The organism is Sphingobacterium sp. UT-1RO-CII-1 (assembly GCF_026711005.1).
GTDB lineage: Bacteria > Bacteroidota > Bacteroidia > Sphingobacteriales > Sphingobacteriaceae > Sphingobacterium.
Genome location: NZ_JAPPVJ010000001.1, coordinates 498,706 through 515,736, shown reverse-complemented (window position 1 = coordinate 515,736; position 17,031 = coordinate 498,706). Strand labels below are relative to the sequence as shown.

General features: G+C 37.4%; 11 protein-coding genes. All 11 read left to right on the top strand.

The features are described from left to right. Window positions 1-6: 6 nt before the first annotated feature. The 11 genes from ORI89_RS02090 to ORI89_RS02040 all read left to right on the top strand — a co-directional run bounded on the left by ORI89_RS02090 (window position 7) and on the right by ORI89_RS02040 (window position 17,025). Window positions 7-1,191 (top strand): glycoside hydrolase family 130 protein, encoded by a 1,185-nt coding sequence (locus ORI89_RS02090; RefSeq protein ID WP_268228766.1) that lies wholly within the window; start codon window positions 7-9, stop codon window positions 1,189-1,191. A gap of 87 nt (window positions 1,192-1,278) precedes the next feature. Further along, window positions 1,279-3,153 (top strand): sodium:solute symporter family protein, encoded by a 1,875-nt coding sequence (locus tag ORI89_RS02085; RefSeq protein ID WP_268228765.1) that lies wholly within the window; start codon window positions 1,279-1,281, stop codon window positions 3,151-3,153. 354 nt (window positions 3,154-3,507) lie between these two features. Then, a complete protein-coding gene (locus tag ORI89_RS02080; protein WP_268228764.1) occupies window positions 3,508-4,182 on the top strand; it encodes an HAD family hydrolase in 675 nt (224 codons plus the stop codon). Window positions 4,183-4,385: 203 nt separating this feature from the next. Then, window positions 4,386-4,859 (top strand): gluconate 2-dehydrogenase subunit 3 family protein, encoded by a 474-nt coding sequence (locus ORI89_RS02075; RefSeq protein WP_268228763.1) that lies wholly within the window; start codon window positions 4,386-4,388, stop codon window positions 4,857-4,859. Window positions 4,860-4,862: 3 nt separating this feature from the next. After that, window positions 4,863-6,578, top strand: a complete 1,716-nt coding sequence (locus ORI89_RS02070) for a GMC oxidoreductase (protein WP_268228762.1) — start codon at window positions 4,863-4,865, stop codon at window positions 6,576-6,578. A 107-nt stretch (window positions 6,579-6,685) separates the two neighbouring features. Next, the gene (locus ORI89_RS02065) at window positions 6,686-7,570 is read left to right on the top strand and encodes a glycerophosphodiester phosphodiesterase family protein (protein ID WP_268228761.1); all 885 of its coding nucleotides are present in this window, start codon (window positions 6,686-6,688) and stop codon (window positions 7,568-7,570) included. 390 nt (window positions 7,571-7,960) lie between these two features. Beyond that, on the top strand, window positions 7,961-8,536 hold the full coding sequence (locus ORI89_RS02060) for an RNA polymerase sigma factor (RefSeq protein ID WP_268228760.1): 576 nt from the start codon (window positions 7,961-7,963) through the stop codon (window positions 8,534-8,536). Between the two features lie 126 nt (window positions 8,537-8,662). Further along, window positions 8,663-9,838: a FecR family protein gene (locus ORI89_RS02055; RefSeq protein WP_268228759.1), complete on the top strand. Its 1,176-nt coding sequence runs from the start codon at window positions 8,663-8,665 to the stop codon at window positions 9,836-9,838. 183 nt (window positions 9,839-10,021) lie between these two features. Next, entirely contained in the window at window positions 10,022-13,282 is a 3,261-nt protein-coding gene (locus tag ORI89_RS02050) for a TonB-dependent receptor (RefSeq protein WP_268228758.1), read from the top strand. Window positions 13,283-13,292: 10 nt separating this feature from the next. Further along, a complete protein-coding gene (locus ORI89_RS02045; RefSeq protein ID WP_268228757.1) occupies window positions 13,293-14,972 on the top strand; it encodes a RagB/SusD family nutrient uptake outer membrane protein in 1,680 nt (559 codons plus the stop codon). 10 nt (window positions 14,973-14,982) lie between these two features. After that, a complete protein-coding gene (locus ORI89_RS02040) occupies window positions 14,983-17,025 on the top strand; it encodes an FAD-dependent oxidoreductase (protein WP_268228756.1) in 2,043 nt (680 codons plus the stop codon). The last annotated feature ends 6 nt before the right edge of the window (window positions 17,026-17,031 follow it).

The window sequence follows — 17,031 nt, the reverse complement described above, 5'->3', positions numbered from 1 at the left end:
AAATCTATGTCTATACAATTTGAACGTACTAAGAATTTTATTTTTGAGCAACAACAGGCTTTGCTGACTCGGGTCAATACTGCTCTACCCTCTTCAAATGGTATTTTGCAACGCTATAGTAATCCTGTAGTAACGAAATATCATATACCTCTAGATTGGCGATTTGATTTTAACCCATCTGATAATCCATTTTTTATGGAGCGCATTTCGTATAATTCGACGATGAATGCGGGTGCACTTTATTGGGAAGATAGGTTTTTACTTTTTGTACGTGTAGAAGGAGTGGATAGGAAATCTTTTTTTGCCGTGGCAGAAAGCCCCAATGGGATAGACAACTTTAAGTTTTGGGATAGACCTCTATTAATTCCTGATATAGATCCTAACGAGACTAATATTTATGATATCCGGCTTACTGCTCATGAAGATGGTTGGGTGTATGGTATTTTTTGCAGTGAACAACTTGCTCCAAGTGCGGCAAGTGGTGACCTGTCGACAGCGATAGCTAATTCGGGTATTGTGAGATCTAAAGACTTGTTGATTTGGGAGCGACTTCCTAATATAAAATCGAGTAGTCAGCAGCGTAATGTAGTGTTGCATCCAGAGTATGTGGATGGAAAATATGCCTTGTATACAAGACCGCAGGATGATTTTATTTATGCTCAAAAAGGTGGAGGTATAGGCTGGACGTTGATAGACGATATCTGTAACCCAGTAGTTTTAGAAGAAGAGATTATCAATCCCAGAAACTATCATACTATTAAAGAAGTAAAGAATGGTGAGGGACCTCCACCTATAAAAACAGAAAAGGGATGGTTGCACCTAGCTCATGGCGTACGAAATACGGCTGCAGGTTTGCGCTATGTGTTATATCTTTATGTTACTAGTATAGATCAGCCGAATGTGGTAATAGCTGAACCTGCTGGTTATTTCATGGCTCCTGAAGGAGATGAGCTAGTAGGGGATGTGTCAAATGTATTGTTTTCCAATGGTTGGATACTGAATGATAATAAGGTGTATATTTATTATGCATCTAGCGATACAAGGATGCATGTGGCATCGAGTACACTAGAGCAACTGTTGGATTATTGTTTTGGAACGGCAACCGACGATTTACGTTCGGTGGAGTCGGTCAGAAAGATAAATACACTAATTGAAAAAAATAGACATTATATTAATGAGGAACATAAATAGACGAGCTGAGAAACATTGAATTGTATTTGTCTTATTATAAATTGAGATTATTGTGTAATTTACAAAACCAAATAATAAACCAAAGATATGCAACTCTCTATTGTTGATATGTTGATTATCGGATTTTATCTGATAAGTATGATTGCCATTGGCTTGATTCTGAAAAAGAAAGCATCGAAGGATTTGGACTCTTATTACTTAGGAGGTAAGACGCTACCTTATTATATGCTTGGGATTTCGGATGCTTCAGGAATGTTCGATATTTCAGGGACGATGTGGATGGTTTACTTGGCATTTGTATATGGTTTTAAAAGCTTATGGATTCCATGGTTATGGCCTGTATTTAATCAAATTTTTTTGATGGTTTATCTCTCGATATGGTTGAGACGTTCAAACGTATTGACCGGGGCTGAGTGGATACGTACGCGATTTGGATATGGTAAAGGAGCTGATTCGGCATACACTATAGTGATATTGTATGCTGTTATAGCTGTGCTGGGCTTTTTATGTTATGGTTTCATTGGTATTGGTAAATTTATGGAGGTGTTCTTCCCATGGGATACAGTCTCAGCTTATATTCCATTTGAAGTGACGGCCGAGTATGTTGCGCCAGTGTATGGAATTTTTTTTACTGCAATCGCAACTTTTTATGTAATGTTAGGAGGCATGCATAGTATTGTTTGGGCTGACGTAGTGCAATTTGCTATTATGACTATATCAGGTGTTGCAATAGCAGCAATAGCCATGTCTCGTGTGTCACCTGAAATGCTGGCTGCTAACACACCTGAAGGATGGCTTTCTCCTTTTTTTGGATGGACTTTGGATTTAGATTGGAACGATATACTGCCAGCTATAATGGATCAGATAGCAGAAGATCAGTATGGTCTTTTTGGGATATTTGTGATGATGATGCTGTTCAAAGGTATATTTATGAGCATGGCTGGCTCTGCTGCAAATTACGATATGCAGAAAATATTAGCCTGTCGTAGTCCCAAAGAGGCTGCCTTAATGAGTGGCTCGGTATCCGTTATTTTACTTATCCCTAGGTATTTGATGATTATGGGGTTTACGGTTCTCGCTTTAGTGTTTTTTAATGAAGATTTTAAGGCGATGGGAGCAAATATCGATTTTGAAATTATTTTACCTAGAGCTATTAGTCAATTTGCACAAGTGGGATTAACAGGGTTATTATTGGCAGGTCTTCTTTCTGCATTCATGTCGACATTTGCATCTACTGTAAATGCAGCACAGGCTTATTTGGTAAATGATGTTTTTCTTAAATATCTATACCCAACTGCTGCTCCTAAAAAACAGATAAGGCTTAGCTATATTGTTTCTGTAACAATCGTTGTGATTAGTACGATAATAGGAATGTATGTACAGAATATTAATTCGGTATTACAGTGGATTGTTTCTGCGCTGTATGGTGGATATATAGCTGCTAACGTTTTAAAGTGGCATTGGTGGAGGTTTAATGGTACTGGCTTTTTCTGGGGAATGTTGGCAGGCATTTTTGGTGCTGTCGTAATACCTTTGATTTGTCCGAATACGCTTCCTCTTTATTATTTCCCTGTCTTATTGGTGATATCTCTTATAGGATGTATGGTAGGTACTTATCTTGCTCCGATGACGGATGAGGATGTGTTAGTTAATTTTTATGTTCGAATCAGACCTTGGGGATACTGGGGGCCAATAGCTGAAAAGGCCATGATGAAATATCCGGATTTGAAAAGAAATGGACATTTTAAACGGGATATGTTTAATGTTGGAGTGGGGATTATCTGGCAATGTGCGTTGACGCTGATCCCCATGTATATTGTGGTGAAAGAAGGCTTCCCTTTAATTACAAGTGTTTTGGTACTCGCGATAACAACACTTATACTGAAGAAAAATTGGTATGATAAGATGTGTATAGAACAGGAAGAATATGATGCTTTTATGAAGCAGAATGGATTATTATAGGAAGGGGATTTCTCTAGTTATGTTAGAGAGAGTCTTATGTTGTATTAGCTTTAAATAAAGCATGAAGAAAATTGTAGATGGCTATTGGGGGGCTAAATTCAATAAGATAGGTGTTAAAATTGATAACCTAGTTAGCTTTTTTTAACCAGAACATCTTGTAGCTTAAAGGATGTAAGAGCCTGTGGTATATTAGAGGTGGGTTTTGGACAGTGAGATCATGTTATATACGTCGGAAAATTACATATGGTATGAGGTTGTTAATTACTGCTTAGTCTGTTTATTGCGGTTGCTTAATAGTTGACAAAAAGCTATTTACTTTGATCTTCGCTGTTGAGATATTCTTATCTTTAGACCATGGTAGATTTAAAAGCTGTTCTTTTTGATTTAGATGGTACGTTAATTGATTCTGAATATTTTTATTTTTCAAATTGGCAACCCATATTAAAACGTGAATTTGATGTTGATTTATCGTTTGAAGGTTGGCTAGATCATTTTGCTGGTCACACTTTAGTGCGGAATGTAGCGTATATGCGAGATTTATGGAATATACAAACTACGGAAGAATATATGTGGAAGGCAACACGTGAAGCATATGCGAATTCCAATATGAAAGATATTAAATTGATGCCTTATGCGACAGAGCTTTTACACTTTTTAAAGGAAAAAGGCGTTGGTATTGGCTTAGTAACTTCAAGTTACCGAACAACTGCTGACACCGTTTTAGGAGCTCATGGTCTCTTGGACCTTTTTGATTTTTTTGTTACCCGTGATAGCGTTACAAACCCTAAGCCTAATCCTGAACCCTATTTATTAGGTGCTAAACTGACGAATGTGCCTTATGAGTCAATAGTTGCTATTGAAGATACCACAACAGGAACCACATCGGCAAAGGATGCAGGGTTATTTTGCATAGCTGCTTCTAAGCATGTTGTGGAAAGAGAAAGATTGAAGCATGCCGATTTGTTAGTTTCTGATATGGGCGAAATTAAGCAGTATTTTCAAAAGTGGCTAGTGTCAAGTAATTCATGAATTAGGGAGTCTAGTAATTAGAGTAGTTAGAAGTGCTCGTTATAAACATCTAGGTTCAGTTTTTTTGTTGACCGCTGCATAGAAGAATTCTAGTTTTAATTTACAGGGATAGGAGGAGTAGTGTGTTGCCCATTTTAAAACAAGGTTGTAAAGATATGTCCATGTTTAGGACGATTGATTAAATATAAACCATTATAAAACAGATGAACAGAAGAACAGCTATTAAGCAGCTTTTTATTGTCGCTGGTGGAATTGTAATTGCAAGCTCATGTTCTACAGATAGTAATTCGGCGTCTATTCAGCTTAATCAAATTAAGTTGAAGGCTTCTGATGAACTATTGTTGTCGAATTTGGTAGAAGCAATAATTCCTGAAACAGATAGTCCTGGGGGAAAAACAATGAATTTACACCTTTTTGTGATGAAGATGTTGGATGACTGTTATAGTGAAGCTGATCAACAAGCTTTTCTACAGGGATTGGAAAAAGCACATAAAAACTTGAAAGTAGGTAATGAGGTTACTTATCTCTCTGCTTTACCAGAGGATGATGTATTCAAAAATATTTTGAAGCGTAGAACAATACAGGGCTATTTAAACTCAGAGTATGTGATGAAAAATAAATTAGTTTACGAATTGGTTCCTGCACGTTATGATGGGGCTGTAAAAATAGAAGCATAAGCTGTGGCAAATTTAAATATCGTTTCAGAGAAAGAAAGAACCTACGATGCGATCGTTGTTGGGTCAGGTATCAGTGGCGGGTGGTCTGCAAAAGAGCTGTGTGAACGCGGCCTTAAAACGCTGGTTTTAGAGCGTGGTCGTGATGTGCAGCATGTCAAAGACTATCCAACTACCAATCTATATCCTTGGGAGTTTGAACATCGAGGCGAAATCCCTCATCAAATGAAGGAGGAAAACCCTGTTGTTAGTCGTTGCTATGCTTTTAGGGAAGATGCGGCTCATTTTTTTGTTAAAGACAAAGAGCATCCCTATATTCAAGCGAAACCTTTTGACTGGATTCGTGGTTATCAGGTAGGTGGAAAATCGCTGCTTTGGGCGCGGCAAACACAGCGTTGGTCGGATTTTGATTTTGAGGGTCCCCTTCGTGATGGCTTTGCGGTGGATTGGCCTATTCGTTATGCTGATTTGAAGCCTTGGTATGATCATGTCGAACGTTTTGCAGGTATCGCTGGCGATAGGGATGGATTGGCTGAGCTACCTGATGGTGAGTTTTTGCCGGGCTATCCGCTTAATGTAGTAGAGAAGTATTTTAAGCAAAAGATGGAGACGCAATATCCAGGGCGCAAAGTTATATCTGCTCGCTGTGCACATATCTCGAAGGTGCAACCTATCCATTTAGAGCAAGGACGTGGGCAATGTCAGAACCGAACTTTATGTCAGCGGGGTTGTCCTTTTGGAGGCTATTTTAGCTCTAATGCTTCGACCTTACCTTGGGCAGCAAAAACAGGAAATATGACGCTGCGCCCCGACTCCGTGGTACACTCTGTTTTGTATGATGAAGATAAAAAGCGCGCCATTGGAGTGAGAGTTATCGACCGAAATACTAAAGAAGAAATCGACTTCTTTGCTAAAGTGATTTTTGTCAATGCAGCAGCGATCAACACAAACTTGCTTTTGTTAAATTCTAAATCGAATAGGTTCCCTAATGGTATCGGTAACGATAGCGAAACGATAGGTAAATATATTGCATTTCATAATTATAGCGCTCGTATTAGTGCAAGCTATGATGGATATTTAGATTTTAAAACTGATGGTCGTAACCCTGCTGGAGGAGGATATATACCTCGTTTCAGGAATTTGTACCGTCAGGAGACAGATTTTCTACGGGGCTATGCAGCAGGTTTTAGTGCTTACCGGTCGTCGGGGTCAGATCAATCGGGGTATGGCGAGAAATTGAAAAATTCGCTTTTAAACCCTCAGCTGGGAAATTGGGGTGTAGGTTCGCATATGATGGGCGAAACTATTCCGAAGGAATCCAATTACGTTGTGCTTGACGACAAGCAGGTAGATGATTGGGGTACTCCTTTGTTAAAAATATCGGTGGATTATGACGAAAATGATAAAAAGATGGTGAAAGACTATCTTGATACCATGGAGGAGATGTTTGATTATGCAGGCTTTACCAATATTAAGCGTAATGATAAATGGCAAGCTCCTGGTTTGGATATTCATGAAATGGGTGGTGTACGGATGGGTAGAGATCCGAAAACTTCGGTTTTGAACGGGTGGAATCAGATGCATGATGTGCCGAATGTGTTTGTTACTGATGGAGCATGTATGACTTCTACATCTACCCAGAATCCTTCTTTAACGTATATGGCCTTGTCGGCACGGTCAGTAGATTATGCGGTAAAGGAGTTGAAGAAGGGGAATATATGACATTATAAGTGTGTTTTAATTAATAATTTCTTCATATTGTGGAATGCAGATAATCAACTATATTAGTTGCTTTTAATTGAATATTTATACTTAGCATTGTTTTAATTATGAGTCATTTAAATAATAGGGTGAAACTTTTTTCTTTTGCAGCTTTGTTGTTAACATCTTCCTGTAGTGGGCTGCATAAAATTGCGCTTAGTCAACCTGAAGAGATGTTTAGCTATTTTAGCTATGGCTCAGACCGTAAGATCATTAGTGGACATCGAGGAGGAATGGAAAATGGAATGCCTGAAAATAGTCTTGAAACTTTTAAGGCTACCTTGAAAGAAACTCCTGCTTTTTTTGAAATAGATCCACGATTAACAAAAGATAGTGTTATTGTTTTGATGCATGATGCAACGCTAGATCGAACAACGACAGGAACAGGTAAGTTAGCGGATTATACTTACGCCGAGCTAAAAGATATACGCCTGAAAGATAAAGACGGTAACGCAACTCCCTATAAGATACCCAGGCTGGAAGAGGTTATTAAGTGGGGTCGGGGGAAAACTGTCTTAAATCTAGACAAGAAGGATGTGCCATTCCAGATGATTGCTGATCTGATCAAGCGTACAAACTCTAATGCTTTTGTTATGTTAACCGTGCATTCGCCTGAGGAGACTCGCTTTTATTTAGAACAAGATCCTAAAGCTATGTTTTCGGCACATATAAAAGATGAGAAAACTTTTAAAGCTTATAAAGATGCAGGCATACCATTTAAGCAGATGATTGCCTATATCGGTCCGAAGGTAGGCGAGCAGAACGAAGTGATGTATAAACTTCTACACGCTGAAGATGTGATGTGTATGATATCGGCAGCGCCGACTTATGATAAACTGTCCACAGTAGAAGAGCGTTTTGAAGGGTATAAAAGTGTGCTACTTGACGGTGCTTCTATTTTAGAGTCAGACAATCCAATTGAAGCTAGTAAAGCTTTTAGATTATTAGATTAGAGTTAATATTTCTTCGTTTGGAAGAGTGTACCTAGACTCGCTGGGAGCGATATACTATCGGCTATAAGATAATGATACTTATGAGCCGATAGTTTCGACTTAGTTATTTTCAGATAGTTCTCCGCTATCTCTGTAAGTTATCTGACTTGTTTTTGTTAAAGTATTCATGCCCACTAAAAACAAAAACATTGACTATATACATTTAAAAAAATATTTTTTAGATTAAGGGTGACGAATTGTACTGAAAAACTTTTAAGTTTACATAAGAAAATAAACCTTACATAAGTGAACAAAATTTACGAGCATGAACAATGAAGCAAGTTTAATTTTTGAACTCTTTTTGTGATCGTTTTAAAATAGATTTTTTTAAAACTTATCTTTTATTTAGCCATGAAAAATCTTTCTCTCATAAAAATGCTTAACGAAGGGAATGAAGAGGCATTGATTACGATTTTTCGTAATTATAATCGCCCATTATTATACTTTGTAATGCAATATGTGAAAAGAGAGGAAGTGGCGGAGGAAATTGTTGCTGATATTTTTATCAAAGTGTGGCAGCTACGGGATAACTTTAATAATACAGATAATTTACGTTCCTTTATATATATATCTGCAAAGAACGCTAGCCTAAATTATTTGCGGAGCTCGTATGTTAAGCAAGAAACTGTACCTGTAGATCTTTGCGAAGAGTTATTGTATGAAGATGAAGACGTGTTAAAGAAAATTGTTCGAACTGAATTGATAGCTCGTATATATGCCGATATAGATAAATTACCCCAAAAGCAAAGGGAAGTGTTTGTCCTGACATATATTGAGGATTTGGATGCAATAGAAATTAGTGAGAGACTAGGTATGACACTTAATGCTGTTTATGCAAATAGATCTCGAGCAATCTCAGAGCTTAAAAATCGTTTTCAGTTAAGTGACTACCTTTATTTTTATTTACTTATGACCATTTGGTTATAAACCATAACTAGACCTAAGCTTTTAAATTTAATAGCCAGTTCGTGCTGTTTATTTATTTTTTTAAATTTTCTGTAAGGTTTTTACTTTATATGTGTTTTTATTGTAGTGCCTAATAAAAATACCAATATGAATGAGATAGATTATATCGTAGACCTATTGACTAAATATCTGGAAGATAAAGATTCAACTGATGAAGATTTTGTAAAGTTGTGTAACAATTATCCTTTTATAAAGGATTTATTAGATGAATTGGAAAGCAAAGAAAATTTAAAGTCAGCAGTTCAAGACTATATGCTGTTTTTTGAAGGAAGAGCTAAGTATAGTGAGGAGAGAATGTTGAATAAAATATTAAAAGAGAGTAATTCTTCAAAAGTTGGACGACGTTATAATGTCCGTACTTTCTGGACCTATGCTGGAGTTGCAAGTGTATTGTTAGTGCTTTTTCTTGGTTTTTGGAAAATAAAACTTACGAATAGTGAGCATACAGAGGATGTTTTTGAGTTGACCGCTGATTTTAGGGCAGGGGACAACCGTGCTATTTTGCAGCTTGCTGATGGAGAAACAATTGAGTTGAGCTCAGGGCATGAAGGGATTGTTGTTGGTGACAACCTATCTTATAGTGATGGGACGTTGCTTGTAGGTAATTTTGAATCTAAGGAGACTGTTTCACAACTAGTACTTACTACACCTAAAGGGGGGCAGTATCAGGTGACACTTTCTGATGGAACAAAAGTATGGTTAAATGCAGAAACTAAATTTATTTATCCTAATAGGTTCACAGATAGAACACGCTTTGTGAAAGTACAGGGAGAAGCTTATTTTGAAGTGGCTAAAAGTGATGGAAAACCATTTATCGTACAAACAGCGAATGAAAAAATTGAAGTTTTAGGAACTCATTTTAATGTGAATAACTATGCTAATGAATCTTATTCGACAGTTTCGCTTACAGAGGGAAGTGTAAAGGTTGGAGTGGTGAATAAAGAGCCTATAATAATTAAGCCAGGGCAACAGTCTGTTGTAGAGGGGGGTGATGTACGAGTACAGCAAATGAATGCAGATGATGTACTCGCATGGAAGGAGGGAGAGTTTATGTTTGATAATGAGAACCTAGAAAGTGTAGCTCGAAAATTAGCAAGGTGGTATGATCTTGAAATAGAAGTTTCTGCAGGTTTGAAAAATATTTCTATTTGGGGATCTATTTCTAGATATGACAACTTTAATAAAGTGCTCGATATTATTAAAATGACAGATAAAGATATTCAATTTAAAGTGGAAGGAAGGAGGGTGAGGTTTATGAAATAAAAACTTTGACCCAATATGATAATACTGAGGAAGCTGGACCCTTCCCCAGTATTTAGTTCTATATGTTAAAACCCATATTGTAAACAAATTATAACAATTTAAAACTAACCAAAGATAATGAAAAAATCTTTTTTATCCTTGGAAGACAGGTGTTTGTTTTCCAAATATAGATACTTGATTATTATGAAATTAATAGTGGCTCTGCTATTTGCTTGTTTTTTGCAATTACACGCTAATACGTTTGCGCAAACAGTAACAATTTCAAATAAAGAAAAACATATTGTTGATGTTTTTCGTGAAATCAAAAAGCAGACCGGTTACAATGTGATATGTAGTTCTGCTATTCTTAAAGAAGCTGCAATTAATCGTGTTAATTTTCAAAATCTAGGCTTAAAAGAAGCCCTGCAAGTAATTCTTGAACCTAAAGGGTTAACTTATGAAATTTCTGATAAAAACATCATAATTAAGAAAAAAGCTGAACGAGTTATAGTACCAAAACTTAGAGAGAGTGAGATACAGCAAAATGGGATTATAGGTCAGATTAAGAGCCGAGATGGAGAAGCACTGCTTGGAGTTAGTGTTGTTGTTAAAGGAAAAGGATCCGCCACAGCTTCCGACCAAAACGGACACTTTAAGATATCGGTTAATGTAGGTGAAACACTTGTTTTTAGTTCTATTGGTTTTATAACTAAAGAAGTGCTTGTCTCTGGTAAACAGGAGATGCGTGTTATTATGGAAACTGAAGAATCGGATTTAGAAGAAGTTGTTGTTGTCGGCTATGGCACACAAAAGAAAGTGAACTTGACCGGAGCGGTAGATGTAATTAATTCGGAGCAGTTAACAAAACAGCCTGTAGGACAGTCTTCAGCAGCATTGCAAGGTGCCAGTCCTGGATTAACTGTAACACAAGCTTCAGGACAGCCTGGGCGAGATGTTGGTGGAATAAAAATACGGGGCATTGGAACGCTGGGTGACTCAAACCCGTTGGTGTTAATTGATGGTGTTGAGGGGAATATGAATCATGTGAATCCCAATGATATTGCTAGTGTTTCAGTATTGAAAGATGCTTCATCTTCTGCTATTTATGGGTCAAGAGCAGCAAATGGAGTAATATTGGTTACTACCAAGAGAGCAAATAATGAGAATGTGTCTGTTGATTATAATAATTATATGGGATGGCAAAAGCCGACAGAAATGACTAAAATGGTTAGTGGACTAGATCACATGAATCTCTTGAATGAAGCTTATACTAACACGGGAAAAAGCCCGATTTTTACGCAACAAATGGTTGATGATTATGCGAAGGGGATGCATCAAGATTCAGATCGTTTCCCTAACACCGACTGGCAGAGGTTAAGCATGAAAAATAATGCCTTTATGCAAAATCATTATTTAAGTGCTCAGGGCGGAACAGATAAAGCAAAAGTATTAGCTTCGTTTGGGTATTTTGATCAGGGAGGAATAATAGCTAATACTAATTTTAAAAGGTATAATTTCAGGCTAAACAGTGATTTGAGAATATCTGAAAAGCTTAGTACGGCCATTGATTTTTCCTTTGTTAAATCTGAATTGAAAGAACCTACAGGAGGTACCGGGAATATTTTTCATTGGATGCGTCGGATCCCCGCAAATCAGGCTGGAATATTATCTACAGGGCAATATGGTGAGGGATGGAATGGAGACAATCCAATTGCAAAAGCAAGAGACGGAGGATTGAATTTGGAAAATCCTATGACTTCTACATTTAATATTGATATCAATTATAAACCAATAGACGATGTCACGATTAGTGTAGTGTACTCGCCTAAGTATGAGATTAGGCATAAAAAGACATTCGCTAATACAATTCAAAGTTATTATCCTGACGGCTCAAAAGCTTATTTAACTCCTCAGAAGAATTCTTTGACAGAAAGCTACAATCAATATTGGTACAATAACGTTAGAGCAATTGTGTCTTACGATAAGACTTTCAGTAATGATCATAACTTGAGTATCATGGGAGGCTTCCAGCAGGAGGATCAGCTGGACAATATGCTTTCGGCATATAGAGAAGTGTTTTTGGTGCCTGAATTGCAGGAAATTAACGCTGGTAATCGTGAAAACGACTTGACAGGAGGGAACGCCTCACATTGGTCATTACGTTCAGTTTTTGGACGTTTGAATTATAATTATAGAGGGAAGTATTTATTGGAAGCAAACGCACGTTATGATGGTTCTTCTCGTTTTGCGCCCGATAATAGGTATTCGTTTTTCCCATCTTTCTCAGCTGGATGGAGGATTAGTGAGGAGAACTTTATGCAAAGCCTTTCTCCAATTGTGAATGAGCTGAAGCTAAGAGCCTCCTGGGGTAAATTAGGAAATCAGAATATTGGCCTTTATCCTTTTGCCGCATTTTTCAACTTAGGGGCTAATAATTACGTTTTTGGAGACAATACATATACCGGGGCCGCATTAAGCAGTTTAGCAAACCCTGAAATAAGATGGGAGAGTACGACGGTTAATAATATAGGACTGGACGTAGTGCTGTTAAAAAAATTTAGTATTACTGCCGATTATTATTACCGAAAAACCTCAGGTATCTTATTGCAGTTGGATATCCCTAAGATTTTAGGTCAGAACCCACCTTATCAAAACGCAGGTGTTGTTGAAAATCGGGGATGGGATTTAACCATGGCGTATAAAAATAATATTAACGACCTACATTATAATATAGCAGTAAACTTATCTGATGTAAAGAATAAAGTTTTAGACATGAGAGGTGTAATGAGGACTGGGTTGACCGTTAATCATGAAGGACATCCCATTGGCTCCCTATATGGCTATGAGGCAATAGGCTACTTTAATTCTGAAGAGGAGGTTGCAAATCATGCCACTCAATTTGGAGCGGTAGCGCCTGGTGATATTATGTATAAAGATCAGAATGGTGATGGTGTCATCAATGCAGATGATGAAATTATAATGGGCAGCCCTATTCCACGTTATTCCTTCAGTACAAATTTAGGACTGTCTTATAAAGGGTTTGATTTTGCTGCTTTTCTTCAAGGAGTTGGCAAGGCTGATGGATATTTATATGGTCAAGGGATTATGCCTTTCTATCAAGGAGGAACAATCCAAGAGCAGCATAAAGACAGGTGGACGCCAGAAAATCAAAACGCAGCTTTCCCTAGATATGCGTTCAATGAAACTAATAATATTCAGAATTCTACTTTTTGGATGAAGAATGCTTCCTATTTAAGACTTAAGAATCTTACTGTCGGTTACACACTCTCCACATCGCAGATACAATCCTTACATATTAATTCGTTACGTCTGTTTTTCTCTGGACAAAACTTATTTACAAAGACCAAGTTCTGGAAAGGCTATGATCCTGAAGGACCAGTTAGTACAGGAGGATGGTATCCGCAAATGAAGGTTTACAGTTTAGGGATAAGTGCAAAGTTTTAATTAAAAAGACATGAAAGAAAAAATAATATTTAACATCACATTATTAATGCTGGTTGTGTTAATTTATTCATGTGATAAAGATTATCTTACTAAATACCCATTGGACAGTCCCTCTAGTGAGACATTCATTTCCAATGAAGAAGAGTTAGACATGGCCGTTACAGGAGCCTACAATGCACTATATGCCGCTCCTCGTGCTACACCAATGCCATTTCCATTAACATTAGATTACGCATCAGATATAGGCTGGGAACGTAATACTAACGCTCTACAAATCTTAGGAATGGGAAATGCAGATGCCGACAACCAATTTACTGGAGACTTCTGGAATCTTTTATATGTTGGAATCGGAAGATGCAATACAATATTGGATAAAGAAGAGAGCCTAAGAAGTGTCGTTAGTAAGCAAGTATTAGAAACGCGAATGGCAGAGGTAAGATTTTTAAGGTCGTATTTTTACTTTTTTTTAAATGAGTTATATGGAGGTGTTCCATTACTTAAGAAAGTTACTACTTTGTCAGAAGCTAATCTACCGAAATCTACTAAAGAAGAGATTAGTAATTTTATAATTTCAGAAATCGATGCGATTGTTGAATTTCTTCCTGAGTCTACTGTAGGAAATAATGTAGGTCGTGTCACTAAAGGTACTGCTTTATCCTTGAAGTCTAGGTCTGCACTTTTTAATAAGAACTATGAACAAGCGGCCGATGCTGCATTGAAGGTAATTGAATTGGGAGAATATACGTTGCACGACAATTTTGAACAGTTATTTAAATATGCTGGAGAAACTTCGAAGGAGATTATTTGGTCTATACAGTATAAAAAGGGACTTGCGACTCATAGTATTTCATCTCAGTTTTATTCGAGACTGATGCAAGGATTCTCTAACAAGATTCCGGTTCAGTCATTAATCGACTCATATGAATGTACTGATGGGTTGTCGATTGATAAGTCACCTTTGTTCGATCCAAACGAACCCTTTAAGAATAGGGATCCACGTTTAACCCAAACTGCTGTGCTTCCTCAAACTTTATCATTAGGTGTGATCTTTGAGACTCATCCAGATAGCCTAATGACTTGGGATTATCGTGAGGCTGTACCAAAAAAGATTGCAAATATAGATGCAACTAACGCTTACGCTACTTTTTCAGGATACTTATGGCGTAAGTATGCCGACGAGAAAGACTTTTCAGATCGATCCAATTCTGAGTTAAATGCAATACTTTTTCGTTATGCCGAAGTCCTCCTGAACTATGCTGAAGCTAAAATCGAAATGAATCAAATTGATAACTCCGTTTACGAATCTATTAATGCTGTTAGGCAAAGAAACTCTGTTAAGATGCCTCCTATCAGCACAGGGAAATCTCAGGCAGAGTTACGGTCTATAATTCGTAAAGAAAGGAAATATGAATTAGCGGGTGAAGGGTTACGATTATTTGATATTCGAAGATGGGGAATTGCTCATGAGGTTATGCCTGGAAATCTATATGGTCGGATTAGAACAGGATGGCTGTCAAATGCACCTGTTATTGATGACAATGGTACCCCTCATTATGACAAAGTTAGCAATCGAGGAGAAATGAGAATTATCGAAAAGAGAAACTTTAATAAAGACAGAGATTACGTCTGGCCAATACCTCGTATTGAAACTGAGGTTATTACTAATTTAGATCAAAATGATCACTACTAGACTATTAGTTATGAAAAAGATACTTTTAATTTATTTGGCAATTTTATTTCTTGTTGGCTGTAAAAGTTCCAAAGATTATCAGGTCATTGAGGTTGATGTCTGTGTTTATGGTGGGAATTCCTCTGGTATTATTTCTGGATATACCGCTGTCAATTTGGGAAAAGAAACCATCGTTATTGAACCAAGAAATTATCTTGGGGGATTAACTACAGGAGGGCTAGGAGCGACAGATATCGGAAACAAGTTCGCTATAACAGGTTTGGCTAGAGATTTTTATAGACGAGTAGGAAGTTATTATGGTCAATTTGAGCAATGGACCTTTGAGCCACATGTTGCGAGTAAAGTATTTAATGATTATATCAATGAATCTAATTTACGAATTGAAAAGAACTATATACTAGATAGTGTAATCAAAGAATCTGGACGTATAAAGGAGATTGTCGTTAAGAGTACTGCTGATAAGTCAAAAGTGATGAAAATCAGGGCTCAGATGTTTATTGACTGTACATACGAAGGCGATTTAATGGCTATGTCTGGTGTCAGCTATGCGGTCGGAAGAGAGCCGAACAGTTTATATGGCGAAACACAAAACGGAGTCCAATTACAGGAGATACATCAGTTTCCCGATGGAATTGACCCTTATAAAATTCCAGGCAAACCCGAGAGTGGTTTGTTGTGGGGAATTTCAGATGAAGAGTTAGCTCCAGAAGGCTCTGGAGACCATAAGATTCAAGCCTATAATTTCAGATTGACATTAACGCAGGACAGGAATAACCAAATTCCATTTGAGAAACCAAATGTTTATAATGCCGAACATTACGAGTTGCTGTTAAGGCAAATAGAAAAAGAAAAATGGACGACAATATTTAGCAATCTTACGATCGATACAGTAGAAGGCGGTAAGCTCGATTATAAGCACTCAGGTGGATTTTTGATCAAATTTATGCCAAATGGGAAAACGGACTTCAATAACTTTGGTGCGTTTTCAACAGATATGATTGGAGAAAACTACGATTATCCGGAAGGTGATTTTGCAACCAGAGAGGTTATTTGGAAGAAACACGAGGATTATACAAAAGGGCTTTTATATTTTTTAAGTCATGATACCCGAGTGCCTTCTCATATACGAGAAGAAATGAAGTCTTGGGGATATTGTAAAGACGAGTTTTTGGAAGCGAATGGATTTTCTAATCAACTGTATGTTAGAGAAGCAAGGCGTATGGTAGGAAGAACCGTAATGACACAACGTCATTGCGAGGGTGTTGAGGTTATTGATGACCCTATTGCGATGGCTGCTTATCAGATGGATTCGCACAATATTCAAAGAATTGTGGTAAATGGAATGGTGAAAAATGAAGGAGATGTTCAGAAACCTGTTCCAGCTCCATATCCTATATCTTATAGAGCGATAACACCTAGTCAGGAAGAGTGTGAAAACCTACTCGTGCCTGTTTGCATGTCTGCCTCTCATATTGCTTTTGGATCTATTAGGATGGAGCCCGTCTTTATGGTTTTAGGCCAATCTGCCGCTACCGCTGCTTGTCAAGCGATCGATGAAGGCCAATCTGTCCAAAACATAGATGTAAATAAGTTGATTCGACAGTTAAAAGAGGATCCACTTGTAAATGGCAAATCGCCAGAAATTTTAGTGGATAATTTAGATAGTGATAATGTGGAGGTGGTTGGCGATTGGAAATCTGTGAGGGGAGGATATGTTCGAGACAAACTTGTTAGGGATACCCACAACAAAGATGCATATGTAAAATTTTTAACCAATGTTCAGGAATCTGGCAAATATGATATTCATTTTTATATAGCTAATGATAATACATTGGCAGAAGATCTTTCATTTGAAATATTTGATGGAATGAATAATCACCATGTTATAGTTAAGAAATCAGAAATTAAATCTCTTGGGCTTTCCTCGGGTGAATGGATAAGCTTAGGAGACTACACTATTCCTGAGCGTTCAACTCCTTATGTTAAAGTTCACGCTGATCAATCTGCAGGCCGAGTAATTGCTGATGCGGTAGTTTGGAGACAAGTGCATTAGTTAGAA

Bases quoted from the DNA above. Each gene is read 5' to 3' on its own strand.
- ORI89_RS02090 (WP_268228766.1), top strand. From the start codon at position 7: ATGTCTATACAATTTGAACGTACTAAGAATTTTATTTTTGAGCAACAA.
- ORI89_RS02085 (WP_268228765.1), top strand. From the start codon at position 1,279: ATGCAACTCTCTATTGTTGATATGTTGATTATCGGATTTTATCTGATA.
- ORI89_RS02080 (WP_268228764.1), top strand. From the start codon at position 3,508: ATGGTAGATTTAAAAGCTGTTCTTTTTGATTTAGATGGTACGTTAATT.
- ORI89_RS02075 (WP_268228763.1), top strand. From the start codon at position 4,386: ATGAACAGAAGAACAGCTATTAAGCAGCTTTTTATTGTCGCTGGTGGA.
- ORI89_RS02065 (WP_268228761.1), top strand. From the start codon at position 6,686: ATGAGTCATTTAAATAATAGGGTGAAACTTTTTTCTTTTGCAGCTTTG.
- ORI89_RS02060 (WP_268228760.1), top strand. From the start codon at position 7,961: ATGAAAAATCTTTCTCTCATAAAAATGCTTAACGAAGGGAATGAAGAG.
- ORI89_RS02055 (WP_268228759.1), top strand. From the start codon at position 8,663: ATGAATGAGATAGATTATATCGTAGACCTATTGACTAAATATCTGGAA.
- ORI89_RS02050 (WP_268228758.1), top strand. From the start codon at position 10,022: ATGAAATTAATAGTGGCTCTGCTATTTGCTTGTTTTTTGCAATTACAC.
- ORI89_RS02045 (WP_268228757.1), top strand. From the start codon at position 13,293: ATGAAAGAAAAAATAATATTTAACATCACATTATTAATGCTGGTTGTG.
- ORI89_RS02040 (WP_268228756.1), top strand. From the start codon at position 14,983: ATGAAAAAGATACTTTTAATTTATTTGGCAATTTTATTTCTTGTTGGC.